This window comes from Vibrio sp. 5S239 (genome assembly GCF_041439575.1).
Classification (GTDB): domain Bacteria; phylum Pseudomonadota; class Gammaproteobacteria; order Enterobacterales; family Vibrionaceae; genus Vibrio; species Vibrio kanaloae.
Window position 1 is genome coordinate 117,267 of sequence record NZ_JBGOOM010000009.1, and the last position, 18,681, is coordinate 135,947.

The window sequence follows — 18,681 nt, forward strand, 5'->3', positions numbered from 1 at the left end:
AAGGTCACCGCATTGATAACCATAAAATGGCCGCTCTATTTGTTAAGAAGCGACCATTCCATACTGTGTTTTTGAACTGTTCAAATTAAAGAATCAATATCGCACGAAAGTCATTCACATTGGTCAACGTCGGCCCAGTGGTAAGAAGCACATCGACTTGCTTGAAGAAATCGTAGCTGTTATTCGCATCGAGATAGCCTTGCGCTTTAAGCGACAGGCTCGAACCTTGTTGCCATGTTTGAGGTGTGATCCACGCGCCAGCATTGTCTTCCACACCATCAATCCCGTCGGTATCGGCGGCTAGAGCGAAGATATTGTCTTGGCCTTTAAGCTCATTATATAAACTCAACAAGAACTCACAATTACGCCCACCGCGACCATTGCCTTTAACGGTTACCGTGGTTTCACCGCCAGATAGCAATACACAAGGCGTCTCAAATGGGTGCTTATTATTGGCCACTTGCTTAGCCAGCGCAGCGTGAACCTTCGCGACATCTCGCGCTTCCCCCTCTATGCAATCACTCAACACATAAGCGGGAATACCCAAGCCTTCAGCCTCTGCAGCCGCAGCTTCCAATGCCGACATCGGGGTGGCGATAATATGGTGCTCGGCGTTTTTCCAACACTCATCATCCGGTTTCACTGTCTCTGATTCTGGGTTATTCAACCATTCGAATGCCGAAGATGGTGTTTCTATCTGGTAACGTTCTAAAATTGCCATCGCATCAAAACGTGTGGTGGTGTCTGGTACAGTCGGACCTGATGCAATCACACTGATGTCATCGCCCGGCACATCTGAAATCGCCAAAGAGACCACTCTTGCTGGGTAAGCAGCTTTCGCTAATCGCCCACCTTTGATTGAAGATAGATGCTTACGCACGCAGTTCATCTCATCAATAGCGGCCCCTGATTTAAGCAACGCCTTATTGATTTGTTGCTTCTCTGCCAAGCTGATGTCGCCGCCGGGCAAGCTTAGTAATGCAGAGCCTCCACCAGACAGTAGGCAAATCACTGTGTCGTCAGCGCTCAAGCCACTCACCAATTGCAGCATACGTTGGCTTACTTCTAAACCCATCGCATCTGGCACGGGGTGCGCGGCTTCAATCACCTCAATATGTTCGCAAGGTGCGGTGTGTTCATAACGAGTCACCACCAAGCCTTCAAGATCACGCAGTGCAAGGTCTTGTTGTTTCTTTGCCTGCCAAACCGCTTCAAGCTCTGCTGCCATTGATGCGGCTGCTTTTCCTGCTCCTATCACCACAGTTCGCCCAGCTTGGTTAGCAGAGCGATAAAAAATGTCTTGAGGAAGAAAAGGTTCGATGTGATTTTTAGGTAGCGCCTCGTTAACGGCACTTGAGAAAAGGGTTTGCAGAAACTGCTTAGCATCAATGTCCATCAGTCACTCCTTAGTTGACGGAGAAAAAAAGAACCCCGATACAAGGCCAAAGGGTGCCTGCTAAGATCAAGTTGAAAAGGAACAACTTCAACCTCTGCCTCGTATCAGGAACGCGTATAAAAGGAGACGAAACTACGCGATTTATAAACAAACTGTTTGAAACTGTTGGGCTACGAATCGATAGCAGCCCTAATTAATTAACGGATAATCGGTTGATTGATTAACCACTAAACGGACAAACCGTTAACTAGATTAACGAATCGAGTGGTCAGAACGTTTCTCTATCGCTTGGATAAGCGCAGAGTGATCCCAACCTTCGCCGCCCATTTCGGCACACTCGCCAAACAACTCCTGAGCATTAGCCGTATTCGGCAGTGCAACACCCAATTCTTGTGCGCCCGTTAGTGCTAAGTTCAGATCTTTCTGGTGAAGCGAGATTCTAAAGCCTGGATCAAAGGTGCCTTCAACCATACGCTCACCGTGTACTTCCAAGATCTTAGAGTTAGCAAAGCCTCCTAATAGAGCCTGACGTACGCGTGCTGGATCAGCACCGGCTTTCGAAGCAAAGACTAACGCTTCAGACACGGCTTCAATATTCAGAGCCACGATGATTTGGTTTGCGACCTTACACGTTTGGCCTGCACCGTTACCACCTACCAGCGTGATGTTCTTACCCATGATTTCGAACAGAGGTCGTGCTTTATCAAACGCGTCTTGCTCACCGCCCACCATGATAGTCAGCGCTGCATTAATCGCGCCTACTTCACCACCCGAAACCGGAGCATCAAGGTATGAAGCACCGCCTTCGTTGATTCGTGCGGCAATCGCTTTGGTCGCGATTGGCGAGATTGAACTCATATCGATAACCAGTTTTCCAGCAGCGCCACCGGCGCTAAGGCCTTGCTCGACGCCATTGTCACCAAACAGGACATCTTCCACTTGAGGCGTATTCGGCACCATTAGGATAATGACATCAGCCGCTTCCGCCGCTTCCGCTGGTGAATGGCAAACCGCTGCGCCCGCTGCGACAAGGTCTGCAGGTGCTGCCTTAAAATGATCCGAAAGAATCAATTCATGGCCCGCTTTTTGAAGGTTACTCGCCATCGGTTTACCCATGATGCCAGTTCCGATAAATGCAATTTTAGACATGTTGTTCTCCTTAACGTTTGAGGGTGACCAGACGCAATTAACGGTACTGGTTTAGCCAACCAAGGCCTTCTGTCGTTGTCGTTTTCGGTTTGTATTCGCAGCCAACCCAGCCTTGATAACCAAGCTCATCAAGGTAGTTCAGTACGAATGGATAATTGATTTCTCCGGTACCCGGCTCATGTCGACCCGGGTTATCAGCCAGCTGCACGTGAGCGATTTGGCCAATGTTCTGCTGCATGGTTGGCGTAAGGTCGCCTTCCATAATCTGCATGTGATAGATATCGTATTGGATAGAAAGGTTATCGCTCCCTACCTCTTTAATGATCGCTTTGGCTTGCTCGGTGGTGTTCAAGAAGAAGCCCGGAATATCACGGGTATTGATCGCTTCTATCACTAAGCGGATACCTTCTGCTGCTAGCGCGTTCGCCGCGTAATGCAGGTTAATCACAAATGCCGATTGCGCATCTTGTTGGGTCACACCTTGTGGAACAATCCCTGCCAAGCAATTCACTTGAGTACAACCCAGTGCTTTTGCGTAAGCGATGGCTTTAGGTACACCCGCTTGAAACTCTTCAACTCGTGCTGGATCTACTGCGATACCACGGTCGCCTGCGTCCCAGTCACCCGCAGGCAAGTTGAATAGCACTTGCTCTAGGTTATTAGCGTCGAGCTTTGCTTTGATTGCCTGAGCATCAAAGGCGTAAGGGAAAAGGTATTCGACACCTTGAAAGCCCGCTTCTGCGGCAGCTTCAAAGCGATCCATAAAATCAACTTCCGTGAATAACATTGACAAGTTTGCTGCAAATTTTGCCATGACTCTGTCCTTATTCTTTATATGTAAAAATCTGGTTATTTGTAGTAAAGCCTCGCTCTATTGGAGACTTTCCGTAGAGCTAAACCTCAGCTCTACGGATACACATTACTTAATGATTACTTGAACGCCAGCGCCGTTGGGGCATCGCCGGGGCTTTCGGCAAGTGGTTCAAATTCATTGATGGCGTTGATCTCTACGCCCATCGCAATGTTAGTCACTCGCTCCAGAATCAGCTCAACCACCACAGGCACCTTGTGCTTGTTCATTAGCTCTTTGGCTTGTTCAAACGCTGCCGCAATTTGCTCTGGTTCACGAACTCGAATTGCCTTACAACCTAGGCCTTCAACAACGGCTACATGGTCAACACCGTAGCCTTCAAGCTCTGGTGCGTTCTGGTTATCGAACGCCAGTTGTACACAATAGTCGATATCAAATTGGCGCTGTGCTTGGCGAATCAAACCTAAGTACGAGTTGTTCACCAACACATGAATGTATGGCAGGTTGAATTGCGCACCTACTGCCAGTTCTTCGATCATGAACTGGAAATCATAATCACCAGAGATAGCGACAATATCGCGATTTGGATCGGCGGCTCGTACGCCCAATGCAGCGGGTGTTGTCCAACCTAGCGGGCCAGCTTGACCACAGTTGATCCAGTTACGAGGCTTATAAACATGCAGGAACTGAGCGGCGGCGATTTGCGACAAACCAATGGTGCTCACATAGCAAGTATCACGACCAAATGCTTTATTCATCTCTTCATAAACACGCATCGGTTTCATTGGTGCTTCATCGAAATTGGTTTTACGCAGCATGGTCGATTTGCGTTCCTGACACTCACTTGCCCAAGCATTTCGGTTCGGCAGCTTGCCAGCATCACGCCACTCTTGTGCCACTTCAACCATTAGCTCTAGCGCTGCTTTCGCATCAGAGACTATGCCCAAATCCGGACAGAACACACGGCCGATTTGGGTTGGTTCAATATCAACGTGAACAAACTTACGACCTTCGGTGTAAACATCCACAGAGCCAGTATGACGGTTTGCCCATCGGTTACCGACACCAAACACAAAGTCAGAGTTGAGCATGGTTTCGTTACCGTAACGATGGGACGTTTGTAGCCCCACCATGCCCACCATTAAGTCATGATCATCCGGGATCGATCCCCAACCCATTAAGGTTGGAATCACAGGAACACCAGTGATCTCGGCAAACTGTTGCAACAATTCAGACGCGCCAGCATTAATCACGCCACCACCCGATACAATCAGCGGTTTTTCCGATTGAGACATCATGGTTAATGCTTTCTCAACCTGCGCGCGGGTTGCTTGTGGCTTATAAGGTTCTAGCGGTTCATAGGTATCGATATCAAATTCAATTTCAGCCAGCTGAACATCAATCGGTAGATCTATCAGGATTGGACCCGGACGACCCGAACGCATTAAATGAAAGGCTTTTTGAAATGCGCGTGGCACTTGTGCAGGTTCCAGCACAGTAGTCGCCCACTTAGTCACTGGCTTAGCGATAGATTCAATGTCGACCGCTTGGAAATCTTCTTTGTGAAGACGAGCACGTGGCGCTTGGCCGGTGATGCATAGAATTGGAATCGAATCTGCAGTCGCAGAATAAAGACCCGTGATCATGTCCGTTCCCGCAGGACCAGAAGTACCAATACACACACCTATATTGCCTTGATTAGTACGCGTGTACCCTTCAGCCATATGGGATGCACCCTCTACGTGACGAGCTAAGACGTGGTCGATTCCTCCGAGCTTTTTCATAGCCGCATACATAGGATTAATTGCTGCGCCGGGAACACCAAATGCGATGTCTACACCTTCACGTTTAAGCACCTCTACCGCTGCTTCAATCGCTTTCATAATTGCCATTCGAACCTCCAGTTCAGATTGTATACAATTAAATTAACTTTTGTGTACTATGAATCATCCTCAGCATTTATCAAGCCCAAGTTGAAACAATTTCGTTACATTAACCTATCCTATTGAACAGCAATCAAGCCTGAAAAGCTTACAATTCATTGCTTTACATGAAATATCTTTACGTGAAAATAAATTACAAAAAGAGAGAATGATAAATAAATGTTAAATACCATTTGCTTGTTTACAATTTCTAAAATATAAATATCGTTAAAAAGAACATTTTGTATACAAAATAACATCGTATTGTGTAAAGGAGACAAGCAATGATGAATGACGTGAAAGAAAGAGAAGAAACGCTGTGTATGCAGGTACTTGGGAATATGGACAACCCCGAGTACAAAGAGATCTTGTCTAAAGATGCATTAAAATTCTTAGAAGCTCTCGTCAATAAGTTTGGAGGTCGCCGTCATGCCCTGCTAAGTGACCGCGACATAAAACAAGCTAAATATGACGAGGGTGAGTTACCCAATTTCAGAAAAGACACCATTTCCATTCGTCAGAATAAAGAGTGGAAAGTGGCAACGCCTCCACCAGAACTGCTTGATCGCCGCGTAGAGATCACCGGCCCTATCGAAAGAAAGATGGTGATCAACGCGCTAAACTCAGGCGCGAAAGTCTTCATGTGCTGCTTTGAGGATGCGTCTTCTCCTACTTGGGCCAATATGGTCGAAGGGCAAATCAACCTAAGAGATGCCAACCTTGGCACCATTAGTTATTTCGATGAGAAGAAGCAGAAGCGTTACCAATTAAACGACGATCCAGCACTGCTGATCGCACGCCCACGAGGGATCCACCTTCCTGAGCAATCCATCCAATTCAACAATCAGCCTATCGGCGGTTGCTTGATGGACTTCGCCTTGTACTTTTTCCACAACTATCAATCACGTGCACAACAAGATTTAGGGGTTTACTACTACATTCCAAAACTTGAAAGCATGGAAGAAGCACAATGGTGGGACGATATTTTCAGCTTCACCGAAAACTATTTCCAAGTACCCAAAGGCACCATTCGCGCGACAGTATTGATCGAAACGCTACCAGCCGTGTTCCAGATGGAAGAGATCTTGTATGCAATGCGTGATCACATCGTAGCGATGAACTGCGGCCGTTGGGATTACATCTTCAGCTACATCAAAACGCTGAAGAACCATAAAGATCGCATCCTGCCAGATCGACACGGCATCGGCATGGATCAAGAATTCCTCAACGCCTATAGCCAACTGTTGGTGCGTACTTGTCACGCTCGTGGCGCACTGGCGATGGGTGGTATGTCAGCCTTTATTCCAGCGAAAGACCCGCAAGAGATGGCGCGAGTGACGGCCAAAGTCATTGAAGACAAACAGAGAGAATCTCAAAACGGGCACGATGGGACTTGGGTCGCGCACCCTGCACTGGTTGATTTAGCGATGTCGATCTTCGATAAGCACCTCGATGGCAAAGTAAACCAAATGGACTTCCAAAGCCCAGACCATGTGATCAATGCAGACTCTCTGCTAAAACCTTGTGAAGGCAGCCGCGACGAAGCAGGCGTTCGTAAGAATATCCGCATTGCGCTGTATTACATTGAGGCTTGGATCCAAGGCTACGGCTGTGTACCTATCTACGGCCTTATGGAAGATGCCGCCACCGCTGAGATCTCGAGAGCCAATATCTGGCAATGGATCCACCACGGAGTAACACTCGATGATGGCCAAACCTTTACCAAATCACTATTCCACTCTTGGCTTTACCAAGAGCTAGACACCATAAAACATGAAGTCGGAGACTCGCGCTATTCAGCAGGTCGATTTGAAGAGACAGCCGATCTTTTCTATCAACTTTCTACAGCCGAAGAGTTCGCTGCCTTCCTAACTTTACCCAGCTATGGGCTATTACAAGAGTCCAGTTAGGACTCTTGTACCAAGCTGAATCAGTCGATGATATTCACAACAAGAGTAATGTTCGGCTGACTTAGCTTGGTACACAGCCCCTTGAAAAACTAGGAGATAACATGGGAAGTTTGACTCTACAACAAGCGTTAACCATCATTGATGGCACCTTAAAAGCAGGAAACAAGATCCACACAGAACCTTTGACGGTCGCCGTCTTAGACAGCGGTGGCAAGCTGATTTCTTTGCAACGTCAAGACGGCTCTAGCATGATGCGACCAGACATCGCGATTGCTAAAGCGTGGGGAGCACTCGCACTGGGTTGTTCCTCTAGAAAACTCGCCCAAGATGCTGACAACCGACCAGCATTTATCTCCGCCGTAAACGTACTCGCACACGGAAACATGGTGCCAGTACCAGGGGGCCTACTGATTCGAGATAAGGATAAAACAGTACTTGGTGCGATTGGCGTCAGCGGTGACATCTCAGACATCGATGAGAGCTGCGCCATTAATGGTATTGGCTGTGCAGAACTGTTCAGTGACGAGATGCTGCAAGCTTAATTCGCCAATTCGCTGTACTTGAAGTTCTGAGACAAGAATAAAAAACCGAAGCCTGAGCTTCGGTTTTTTTATTCATAAGTTGCGCCAACAACACTAACGAATAACGTGTGATTAGACAAAGAGCACTAACGAACAAGAACCATTAAGCGCGTCCATTTGGTGTCTTGCTTCAGCTTGTTAGACAGCCAGTAATCAACACTAAACGACCCCGCGCCAAGTACCGCTAACGCCAAATACCCACCAGCAACTGAGACGTTTTTGTAGAAATGAATCATTTGACCAGACGAACTTGGGTCGAAGTGAAACATAACACCGGAAACCAAAGAGAAAAACGCTATCGACAACGCAGTAAAGCGAGTCATAAATCCAGCTAAAATCGCAAGTCCACCACCGAGTTCAAGCAAGATAACCAAAGGCAACAAGTAAACGCTGATGCCTTGAGATGCCATGTATCCCGCCGTTCCTTCATAGCTAAATAGCTTTCCCCAACCCGCTTGAATAAACAAGTAAGCCAATAAAATGCGAGCGAAAAAAATCAGTGTGTCGTTCAATCTAGTGTTCATAGTTCTAAGCCTTGATAAGTTTCATTGCCGATAGGTTATTCGACTTAGCATTAAGATGATAACGAGAAAAATAGAACAACTTGTTTGAAATTTTAGTAGACATACTCGCATACAAATTACTGACTAAATGCGAAGATTGACCAGCTTCTATGCTGTTACCATTAGCTGAAATTCATTGAACACTTGCTTTGAAAAAGTCAGAGAAGTAAACCCATTTAACAAACACAAAAAAACCGAAGCTCATCACTTCGGTTTTCAAATCAGTTCGAGTTAACTCACGTCGGTTACTCGTACGCGCTCAACCATGTTTTCAGAAGTTGGTTGGTGTTCTTCTTCTGACTCGCAGACAATGATTTAACCAGTTTTTTCTGCATTTCGACATGTTCTGTCATCATTTGATCAATCAGAATAAGACCATCTTTGGTTAACTGGACACTCACGCTGCGTCTGTCTTCTTTACTGTGTTCACGACTGATTAGCCCTTTAGCTTCTAGCTTATCAAGGCGATTGGTCATCGCACCCGATGTTAGCATCATAGAACCAATCAGCTCCGAGGGAGTCAATCGATAAGGCTTTCCAGAACGTCGCAAGGTGGCTAACACATCAAACTCACCAAGTTTCATGTCGTATTTTTTATGGAGCTCGGCAACTTGCGTCTCCATATACTTGGCAATACGCATAATCCGGCCCATCATTGCCATTGGCTCAGTTTCTAGCTCAGGCTTTTCCTTTGCCCATTGCTCTACTACGCGGTCGATAGCATCCATTTGCAATCTCGCTCCGTTATTAGTCTTAATTACTTCAAACTAGTTTAACATAAAGATACTTTACAACCACTAGTTCTCAGTATACAGTTCACACTATAGTTATCTTAACGTAAAGATATTTTAAATGAATATATTATTAGCAATGATCCCCGCGTTTTTTTGGGGAACAACCTATGCAGTAACACAATTTACGCTACAGGAGTGGCCACCATTATTATTGGGTGCTTTGCGTGCGTTACCTGCCGGTTTGTTATTGCTAGCAGTCAAACCAACACTGCCTAAAAAAGGCGAGTGGCAGATCATTTTCACCTTGGGCCTTATCAATATCGCGACCTTCTTTGGCTTGATCTTCGTGATGGCGTTGACTCTGCCTTCGGCAATTTCTGGTGTGGGTATGATCTCTGTACCTGTATTCGCAATGATCTTCCATTGGGTAGCGAAGAAGCAACGTCCGCATTTGATTCAAGCCCTTTCTGGTATAGGCTTGATCACCTTAGCGTGGATTCTATTTAACCCAAGTCAAATCGCTTTGAACCCAATCGGTTTAGGTGCGATGTTCGCGGCAATCATGTGTATCGTAATCGGCAGCAGCATTACCAAATCATTAGGTAACCGCATGCATTGGTGGAAGGTATTAACTTGGCAGCTCATTCTAGGCGGTACGATTTTGTCTGTCGCATCTGGCGTCCATGCGTTCATCGACCCGCAGCCTTATGTTAACGCTGTCACTCATTTCGATACGCGTAATGCAATGGGTCTACTGTGGGTAATTGGACTGAACACAGCACTTGGTTACGGCATGTACGTATGGTTGCTACAACGTATGTCTGTGGTTGATTTCACCTTCGGTGGTATCGCCAACCCAGTGGCTGGTATCGTGACAGGAATGGTGTTGATGGGCGAATCGTTCACTGCGGTTCAATACTCATTGATGACAGGTATGATCGTGATGTCACTGCTACCTCAGTTGATTCTTGCAATCCGACAACCCAAAGCGGTCAAGCCCGTTACACAGTAAATCTTACTGATAACCCCGCTCTAGTACTTACAAAAAGCTCCAGTATCACTATTGGAGCTTTTGCGTATCTCATCAGAACGATACCGAGTTAGCGCCAGCTAAAGACACGAACTTCGTTTCCTTCTTCCGGCTTCTTGGGAATATTCAATGAAAGTGCAAGAGACATTGCCGCCATAACGGCACCAATATAGAAAACCGTGGCAGGAGATGATAACCAAATCACACCAAACACGACTGGAATCACAACCGCTGCAATATGGTTAATAGTGAAAGAGACACCGGCAGTTGATGCCATATCCGCTGGGTCAGCAATTTTCTGAAAGTAGGTTTTAATTGCCAAAGCGAGTGCAAAGAATAAGTGATCAACCACATAGAGCGCAGCCGCCCACTCGGCGCTTTGTACCAAACCATAACCGACAAACACACCAATTAGGCCTACGTATTCGAAAATCAATGCCTTACGCTCGCCCACTACACCAATAAATTTACCTATACGTTTTGCGAACAAGAAGTTAAATAGGTAGTTAACTAAGAACAGTAGCGTTACGTCAGCGGCTGAGTAGCCGAACTTCTCGACCATCAGAAACCCCGCGAATACGGTAAAAATTTGTCTTCTTGCTCCGCTCATAAACGTTAGCGCATAGTAAAGCCAGTAACGCTTTCTAAGTACCAGTTTCTTATTTTGTGGGGTCTTAGTTTGAAACTCAGGGAAACCAAAGGTCATTACCAGTACAAGAATAAAACCGATCCCTCCGGTGATGCCATACACCCAAGAAAATCTGAAGTTAAGCAGCTCCAACATCACCCAGATTGAGCCATAAGTGAGCAGTGAAGCCAGCGCCCCAACCGAGATCATTTTGCCCAGCATCTCTGGCGCTTCTTCTTTGCTTAGCCACTGTAACGACAAAGACTGCTTGAGCGTCTCAAAATAATGGAAACCGGTCGACATCAAAATAGTGGTCATCAACAAACCGGTTAATGACGGAAAGAGACCGGTAATCGCTGTCCCCACAGTTAGCATTGCCAGCGATACCAACATGAAACGTTGCTCGCGAATGAACGCCAACACAAACACGACAGTAAACGCCAAGAAGCCCGGGATCTCACGAACACTTTGTAGCAACCCAATATCAGCACCATCAAAGTTCGCCTTTTCAATCACGAAGTTATTCAGCAGAACCATCCAGCTCGAAAATGCGATAGGTACAATAATCGAAATCAGTAATAAAAAATTTTGCGGCGTTTTCCAGCTCGCGGTTCTATCGAACATTGACGGACTCCTGTTCGTCTAATTGAGTGAGCACTCGTAAGGTCAACTGCTCAGTATACGGGTTAATCTTCCAGTGCTCTGGGCTCCAACCTTTTACGAAACGTTGGAAATCAGCCCATGCCACATAAAACATAGGTCGCCATGCAGCTTCGACATCATAGAACGAGAGTTGTGGTTGATAGTGCGCCAGTGCCTCTTTCAAGTGTTGGAAGTAAATGTCTAAGAGCTGTGATTCAAGCTCAATGCAATCTTGCGGCCTAATCGCGCTACTCATGAACAAAGCCACGTCTTTCATCGCACACCCGTTTCCAACATATTGAAAATCGACGGCAGCCGCGTTTTCTCCAGCTAAATCAAAACAGAAGTTGGCAAGTTTAGCGTCACCATGCACTAAAGTTGGATACGGACACTCTCTAAGTAGACGGTCGATGTGTTGTGCTTGGTTCTTTAATGGTAAGTCTGTCAGCGCGTTGAACTCATCAGGACGCGTGTCTAAATGCCAGTATGTGCCAACTTTCCATAATGACGCAGACTGCTCTTGATCGATATGGATGTGCTTCGCGTGAAAATTAGCGAGCCACTTTAGACAAGCGTTGCGCTGTTTAACCTCCAAAGATGTATAACGGAGTGCTAACTCAGGTTGAGTATCTTTGGCAGCCAATTCATCAAAAACGGAGAGCACATCAAATTGAGAGGTCAGCGGAAAGCCGACATCCGCTAGATCTTGCATCACGATAAGCCACTCGTTCTCTTCTAGTTCACAATGCAACCCTACAGGCATAGGACAACGTTCATCCCACTGTTGAGTGAAGGATTGATACCAAGCCGTCTCCACTTGGTAAGAATGCACTTTACGTTGGTGAGATAATCTGGTGTTCCAACCCTTTGGATGATTCGCTTTATCCGGCAACGCGACATGTTTAACGATGAGGCTATTGAATGGAGCACTGCTTTCTTTAGAAAAAACCAAACGGACCAACTCACCATATCCGCCCCACAAACGTTGAATCACTTGGGTATCAAACCCTCGATGACACCCAAGTGAGGTGGCAATTTTTTGATAGAGTTCAGGTTGATCGATACTCAAACTGACTTCGGGTTGAACGGGATTTTTTGACGATATTGATTGAGACACCATTGATCGAGACATAACTGCTGTTTTATGCCTCAGACGCTAAAAGGTGTGACCATTGTTGCTGCCTATTCATGTAATGCACCACATAGCTACAAACAGGGACAATTTTGAAGCCCGCTTGCTCAATTTCGGGTAACACGGACTCCATCATCACCTTACCAAAGCCCTTACCTTGCAGGTCATCAGGTATGCGAGTCGAGGTAATATGCAGCACATCTCCCTGTCTCTGGTACTTAACAACAGCAAATTGGTTAGGCTCTAGCTCAACTGTGACCTGATTCTCTTTTTGATCCCATTTTATGGTCTTCATTCTCAACTCCAACAAATAATTGATACACCAAACAATTAAAGTTTGAAGTATTAGTTCCTTGTAATAGACTAACGCAAGCGCATAGAAATAGAACTAAGTACTTACAATCAAAGCAAATGTTTTTAGAGTTCGCGGCTTAATATAAAATTATCAACCAATGATAACACTCTCTAAACCATCGTAACGTACACCTATAAAATCTAGCACGTAATAACCCATTGTTAGAAAGTTATTCATATAACGAACAAACGCATGTTGGCACATGGAGAGTAGAGAATGAACGCACCACTGAAGAAGCCTTTGGAGCATAATCAGGCCCTTCAAGACCCTCGTAATCGTACCGTTTCCACGATTAACAGCACTGATGCACTCGCCATGATCGAACACGGGAGTGAGCTTACGCTGAATGTCTCGACACCCGTTGGCACAAAGTTTCTCGCCACGACAAAGTTTATCGGTACTCACAGTGAGAACTGTATCCTTATTGAGGTTCCAGAAGTCTCAAACAACGACCTTAATTTTTTCTTCCAAGAAGGTTTTTGGATGACAGCTCGTGCATATTCTCTAAGAGGTGAAGGCGCGCTGATCCACTTTAGGTGCCAGATTCACCATCATGTTGGTGACCCCTTCCCCCTACTGGTTCTTTCCACGCCAAGTACGATGCAAGTAACTCAGCTTCGTAAAGAAACACGTTATGAGGTAAACCTCAGTTCGAGAATTATCTTAAATGACCAACGCATGAATTGCGAAATTAGGGATTTATCGAAAAGTGGTTGTCGCTTTGTGACATCACCCACTGCTCGACCAATTCAGATCACCGATAGAGTATCCATAGAGATCACGCCAGAAAACTACAACGGACCATTGATCCCTCCGCTTAGAGGGGTTGTCTGCAATCTACAAAAATCGACACATTACGCGCGATATGGCATCGAATTTGATGATATTGGTAGAGCCAACGCCAAAAGCTTACTCGGAAAATTGAAGTTCGACGGTATTAAGCTCCGTTTACGGAATGCTTGAGCACTCGAGATTGTAAGAATAAAAAACAGCCATCGGATAATGTCGATGGCTGTTTCGTTTACAGTTAACTGTCGTTTAGCTAATTTACGTAAGGCGATAAGCTATTTACGAAGCGCGTTAAGTTTAGCTTGAGCGATACCAAAGATAGTATTGATTGGATAACTCCCCTCATCGCTAAGCTCACCCGCCGCTTTGCCAGTGAACAACTCAATCGCTTCCGTCACATGATCGATAGCCCAGATATTAAACTCGCCCTTTTCAACCGCCTTAACGATATCGCTACGCAGCATTAAATTATGAACATTCGAACGCGGGATGATCACCCCTTGCTCACCTGAACGTCCTTTGATCTCGCATACATCAAAGAACCCCTCAATTTTCTCATTCACACCCCCAATTGGCTGAGATTCACCAAACTGGTTCATGGAACCGGTAATTGCAATGTCTTGACGGTTTGGCTGCTTCGAAAATGCCGACACCACCGCACAAAACTCCGCCATACTCGCACTGTCACCATCTACGCCACCGTACGATTGCTCGAAAGTAATATTAGTGGTGAGTGGAACTTTCGCCGTTTTACCGAAGACCGAAGAAAGATACGCAGATAATATCATTACCCCTTTCGAGTGAATACTGCCACCTAAGTCTACATTTCTTTCTATATCAACCACTTCACCGTCACCGTAAGCCGTGGTTGCGGTGATTCGGTTCGGGGCACCAAACATATGATCTGTCGTACTCAATACAGACAGAGCATTGACCTGTCCCACCGCTAGGCCATCAACACGAAGTAAGGTCGTACCATTGATGAACGTTTCCATCACGCTGTCTTGCAACCGGCCGACACGCATTTGCTGATTCGATAACGCTTGCTCAACATGTGTCGAGCGAATCAAATTCGACTTCGCTCCTCTCGCCACGTAGTTTGATTCACGAAGCAAATTCGCAATATGTGCTGAGTGCAAGGACAATTTACCTTGGTCACCAGCCTGACGAGAGCTATGTTCTATGATTCGCGCTATCGCTTTACGATCACAATGCAGCATGTTGTTGTCATGAACGATGCTCGAAATGAAGCGCGCGTAATGCATTTCCGAGTCCGCGGTACGCTTCATCTCATCTTCAAAATCAGCCGTTACACGAAACAGTTCTGCAAACTCCGCATCGTAGTGCTGCAACAGTTGATAAGTACGATAATCACCAAAAAGAATGATCTTAACATCTAATGGAATAGGTTCTGGATCAAGCGATACCGCTCCTGTCAACGTCACCTCTTTTTCCAACGAAGTAAAGCTCAGTTGACGCGAACGTAAAGCTCGTTTCAAGCCTTCCCATACATAAGGCTGTTCCAATACTTTCACTGCATCAATCAGTAATACGCCGCCGTTGGCTCGGTGTAAGCTACCCGCTCGAATCAGAGAAAAGTCAGTAAATACCGTACCTTTAAAAGTCGCTGTTTCTACATAGCCAAACAGAGAGTGGTAGTTAGGGCTTTCTTCTACTACAACCGGTAGCGTTTGCTTTTTCTGGCTAACAATCACGTTAACGTTGTAACGGCGAGGTATTTTCTTATCTAAAGATGCTGTCGCTATTTCAGCTTGTTCTGTACTTTCTTCTAAGAAAATATCCGCGTTATCGACAATATCTTTTCGAAGTGACGTAAGGTACTTTTTGATCTCTGGATATTGACTGTAATCCTTCTTCAGCTGTTTGATAAAGTGCGTAATGACGTCTCTCGCAGTATCATCATTCAGCTTTTGAATTTTCTCGGTATAGGTTTCTTCAAGCTCCGTCAGTTCACGAGAAATGGTTCTTAACCCTACTTCCAATGCATCGATGGTTTTATCGAATTGGTCCTGCTCCTCAGGCGACAGCAAATCAAAGCTCTCTTCGGTATGAAGCTCATCGCCATTCATTGCAACGAATTGGTAATCGCCCTGCGTTGTGATAGTCAGGTTGATGCCCTTGTCTTTCGCTTCTTGACTAATTGCTTCCAACGCAGCCTGCTGCTTTGACGCTAGCTGGTTTTTAAGCCTATCCGCTCGGCTAAAGTACATCTCATTATCAAAGGCGAGTGGCATTGCCTTAAGCAATTTACGCATTAACTTTTCAATATCTTGCTTTAAGTTACTGCCTACGCCTGTTGGTAATTTGAGAACTTTCGGTGTACGGATATCTTCAAAATTCGCGATATAGCACCAATCAAAAAGCTCTTCAGCTTTCTGAGGATGCCGGTTGAGATAGCGCAAAATCATGGTGCGTTTACCAAGGCCATTTCGCCCTATCGCATAAATGTTGTAACCCTTTTCCTTGATTGACATCGCGAATTCAACGGCCTTTTGTGCTCGTTCCTGTCCGACGATCTCATCAATTGGAGCCAGTTCTTTGGTCGATTTACATGGTAGCTTCTCTAATTCTGCTACCTGATACAGCTGTTCTGCATTAAGTCTTTGCATCGCCATCGCCGCCTCCTTAGTCCTTTATTACTTGGGGTAAATAAAATTAGTGTAGATGCAATTTCCTATAAATTTAGTGACTTACGCTACACGGCCGCCCAACCGAGCAAATAATGTACAATTTAACGCATTTTTAAGAATAATGAGGGTTTTAATTCACCGACTTAACATGTGAATGATTTTAATTTGCAATTGATAATAAATATCATTAACATTTTAAAATATTCTAAAATGAGGATGTGGACATGGAAATTGAACGATGCTGGATGCACTACCTAAAAGCTGAACAGTTAATGGAACAAGGTCACTGGCCTGAAGCACAGCGTCTTTACAGTGATGTTCTCAGTTCTCTTCCTCATCACATCCAAGATGCGGCATATCAAAGCGACATCAAACCCTGCCAGTTTGCTTGCCTGCTTGCTGGGCTTAGAGACGCGAGCGTTGCTCAATCTGAGATTCTCAACCGTTTAGGGCAGCATCAACAGGCCTTCGATACCTTGAATCAGTCTTACGCACTGATGCAGTTTATCTCGCTTGAGAGCACGGAACTTATTCAACGCACCTATGGGTTATTGGAACAACAAAGTGAAGATCTACTCAATCACCTTATCGCTTTTTGTAGTGCTCAGCGCAGCGCGCACTGGATGCTCGAACTAGAACAAATTCAACGTGCTCATCATCACTTTGGGCAACTTAAAACAACGTCAGAAGTTCAATCTTCACCTAATGTCTTAAATTGATAAGGATATATCATGTCGGACCGGGCCATTCTTAAAGTTAATAACCTCTCCGTTAGCTTCAGAACCAATGATGGAATCATTGATGCGGTGAAAAAGGTTAACTTTACCCTTAACTCAAGTGAAACCTTAGCCATTGTTGGCGAATCAGGTTCAGGTAAATCCGTCTCTTCTAACGCACTTATGCGCTTGCTTCCCGATAACGCCATTATTGATGAGCAATCAGACATCGAATTTGAGGGACAATCGATTCTTGGCAAGACTGAACCAGAAATGCAGTCGATTCGTGGTGACAGAATCGGCATGATCTTTCAGGAGCCGATGACTTCTCTCAATCCATACCTGCGAGTAGGTATTCAAGTGACTGAAGCCCTAATGTGCCATCGTAAGGTATCCAAATCGAAAGCAAAACAACGTGTGTTAGCGCTGTTAAACCTCGTTCATCTGCCAATGCCAGAGCAGGCGTACAACAAATACCCGCATGAGTTTTCTGGTGGTCAACTACAGCGAATCATGATCGCGATGGCGCTGATCAATGAGCCCGACATTCTGATTGCAGACGAACCTACGACAGCGTTAGATGTGACCGTTCAGGCTGAAGTGCTTTCTTTGATCAAAGAAATTCAAGGCAAAATGGGCATGGCGATTTTGTTCATCACCCACGATTTAGGTGTGGTGAAACACTTTGCTGACCGCGTACTCGTAATGTGTAAGGGAGAATTGGTTGAAGAAGGTTTGACCCAAGCGTTATTTGACCACCCTAAACACGATTACACACGCATGCTGATTAACTCGATTCCGAAAGGCGCTAAAGTTCCTGTTGAGGCATCAGCACCTGAGCTGCTTTGTGCAGAAGATATTCGCGTAAAGTTCTTGATCAAATCTCACTTCATCCAAAGCAAGAACCAGTACTTCGAAGCCGTAAAAGGCATCTCATTAACCCTCAAACAAGGTGAAACGTTAGGTATTGTGGGTGAGTCTGGCTCTGGTAAGTCAACACTTGGGCGAGCGTTAATCGGTTTGCTGCCAAGTAGCGGATGTATTGTCTACAAAGGCCAAGACGTTAGCTTATTAACCGATAAAGAACGCCATAAACTCAAGAAAGATGTACAGATGGTTTTCCAAGACCCTTATGGTTCTTTATCACCACGCATGACAGTTGGGGAGATCATCACCGAAGGCTTAACGGTGCATCAACCTCACTTGTCAAAACAAGAACGTTTAGAAAGAGCACGCAAAGCACTGATTGAGGTTCGCTTAGAGCCAAACTCAATTAACCGCTACCCACATGAATTCTCTGGTGGGCAAAGACAACGTATCGCGATTGCGCGCGCGCTGATTCTAGAACCCTCTTTCATTTTGCTGGATGAACCAACCTCAGCACTTGATCGATCGGTACAACTGACCGTGATTGACCTACTGAAAGACATTCAAGCCAAGCACAACATCGGCTTCCTGTTCATCAGCCACGACCTTTCGGTAGTCAAAGCATTATCAGATCGTGTATTGGTGATGCAGAAGGGCGAAGTGATGGAAGAAGGGTCTGCAGAAGAGATTTTCCATGCGCCGAAAAACGACTACACCAAGAAGTTAATCGCAGCGTCATTCGACTTAGAAAATAAATCGAAAAAAATGCCGCATAAAAGGAACTAATCAACATTAACAACGTCTT

General features: G+C 45.5%; 16 protein-coding genes. 6 read left to right on the forward strand and 10 right to left on the reverse strand.

Translation table 11 applies throughout. The features are described from left to right. Positions 1-85: 85 nt before the first annotated feature. The 4 genes from ACED48_RS09795 to gcl form a co-directional block, all read right to left on the reverse strand. A complete protein-coding gene (locus ACED48_RS09795; RefSeq protein ID WP_017054926.1) occupies positions 86-1,396 on the reverse strand; it encodes a glycerate kinase in 1,311 nt (436 codons plus the stop codon). A gap of 252 nt (positions 1,397-1,648) precedes the next feature. Beyond that, complete coding sequence (locus ACED48_RS09800) at positions 1,649-2,545, reverse strand: 2-hydroxy-3-oxopropionate reductase (RefSeq protein ID WP_017054927.1); 897 nt, start codon at positions 2,543-2,545, stop codon at positions 1,649-1,651. Positions 2,546-2,582: 37 nt separating this feature from the next. Further along, entirely contained in the window at positions 2,583-3,359 is a 777-nt protein-coding gene (gene hyi, locus ACED48_RS09805) for a hydroxypyruvate isomerase (RefSeq protein ID WP_017054928.1), read from the reverse strand. A 116-nt stretch (positions 3,360-3,475) separates the two neighbouring features. Continuing rightward, positions 3,476-5,248, reverse strand: coding sequence for a glyoxylate carboligase (gene gcl, locus ACED48_RS09810; protein ID WP_017054929.1), 1,773 nt, complete (start codon positions 5,246-5,248; stop codon positions 3,476-3,478). 314 nt (positions 5,249-5,562) lie between these two features. On the opposite strand from gcl, the gene aceB reads away from it, so the two are divergent. Continuing rightward, on the forward strand, positions 5,563-7,188 hold the full coding sequence (aceB, locus tag ACED48_RS09815) for a malate synthase A (RefSeq protein ID WP_017054930.1): 1,626 nt from the start codon (positions 5,563-5,565) through the stop codon (positions 7,186-7,188). Between the two features lie 101 nt (positions 7,189-7,289). After that, positions 7,290-7,730 carry a heme-binding protein gene (locus tag ACED48_RS09820; protein WP_008220964.1) on the forward strand — a complete coding sequence of 147 codons (441 nt, stop codon included), beginning with the start codon at positions 7,290-7,292 and terminating at the stop codon, positions 7,728-7,730. 125 nt (positions 7,731-7,855) lie between these two features. Here ACED48_RS09820 and ACED48_RS09825 read toward each other — a convergent pair whose 3' ends face one another. Continuing rightward, a complete protein-coding gene (locus ACED48_RS09825; protein ID WP_017054931.1) occupies positions 7,856-8,293 on the reverse strand; it encodes a DoxX family protein in 438 nt (145 codons plus the stop codon). A 284-nt stretch (positions 8,294-8,577) separates the two neighbouring features. Beyond that, positions 8,578-9,060 carry a MarR family winged helix-turn-helix transcriptional regulator gene (locus ACED48_RS09830; RefSeq protein WP_017054932.1) on the reverse strand — a complete coding sequence of 161 codons (483 nt, stop codon included), beginning with the start codon at positions 9,058-9,060 and terminating at the stop codon, positions 8,578-8,580. A gap of 124 nt (positions 9,061-9,184) precedes the next feature. On the opposite strand from ACED48_RS09830, the gene ACED48_RS09835 reads away from it, so the two are divergent. Continuing rightward, positions 9,185-10,078 carry a DMT family transporter gene (locus tag ACED48_RS09835; RefSeq protein WP_017054933.1) on the forward strand — a complete coding sequence of 298 codons (894 nt, stop codon included), beginning with the start codon at positions 9,185-9,187 and terminating at the stop codon, positions 10,076-10,078. Between the two features lie 88 nt (positions 10,079-10,166). Here ACED48_RS09835 and ACED48_RS09840 read toward each other — a convergent pair whose 3' ends face one another. From ACED48_RS09840 to ACED48_RS09850, 3 genes are read right to left on the reverse strand one after another with little or no spacing between them, the layout of a single operon-like run. Next, complete coding sequence (locus ACED48_RS09840; RefSeq protein ID WP_017054934.1) at positions 10,167-11,348, reverse strand: MFS transporter; 1,182 nt, start codon at positions 11,346-11,348, stop codon at positions 10,167-10,169. Further along, positions 11,338-12,498 carry a phosphotransferase gene (locus ACED48_RS09845; protein WP_032547849.1) on the reverse strand — a complete coding sequence of 387 codons (1,161 nt, stop codon included), beginning with the start codon at positions 12,496-12,498 and terminating at the stop codon, positions 11,338-11,340. The genes ACED48_RS09840 and ACED48_RS09845 overlap by 11 nt, the downstream gene beginning before the upstream one ends. A gap of 10 nt (positions 12,499-12,508) precedes the next feature. Next, the gene (locus ACED48_RS09850; protein ID WP_017054936.1) at positions 12,509-12,793 is read right to left on the reverse strand and encodes a GNAT family N-acetyltransferase; all 285 of its coding nucleotides are present in this window, start codon (positions 12,791-12,793) and stop codon (positions 12,509-12,511) included. Positions 12,794-13,069: 276 nt separating this feature from the next. On the opposite strand from ACED48_RS09850, the gene ACED48_RS09855 reads away from it, so the two are divergent. Further along, complete coding sequence (locus tag ACED48_RS09855; RefSeq protein ID WP_017054937.1) at positions 13,070-13,816, forward strand: flagellar brake protein; 747 nt, start codon at positions 13,070-13,072, stop codon at positions 13,814-13,816. Between the two features lie 101 nt (positions 13,817-13,917). On the opposite strand, the gene ACED48_RS09860 is transcribed toward ACED48_RS09855, so the two are convergent. Then, complete coding sequence (locus tag ACED48_RS09860) at positions 13,918-16,278, reverse strand: Lon protease family protein (protein WP_017054938.1); 2,361 nt, start codon at positions 16,276-16,278, stop codon at positions 13,918-13,920. Between the two features lie 239 nt (positions 16,279-16,517). Between ACED48_RS09860 and ACED48_RS09865 the strand changes: the two genes are divergently transcribed. After that, on the forward strand, positions 16,518-17,012 hold the full coding sequence (locus tag ACED48_RS09865; protein ID WP_017054939.1) for a hypothetical protein: 495 nt from the start codon (positions 16,518-16,520) through the stop codon (positions 17,010-17,012). 12 nt (positions 17,013-17,024) lie between these two features. Then, positions 17,025-18,662 carry an ABC transporter ATP-binding protein gene (locus ACED48_RS09870; protein WP_017054940.1) on the forward strand — a complete coding sequence of 546 codons (1,638 nt, stop codon included), beginning with the start codon at positions 17,025-17,027 and terminating at the stop codon, positions 18,660-18,662. The last annotated feature ends 19 nt before the right edge of the window (positions 18,663-18,681 follow it).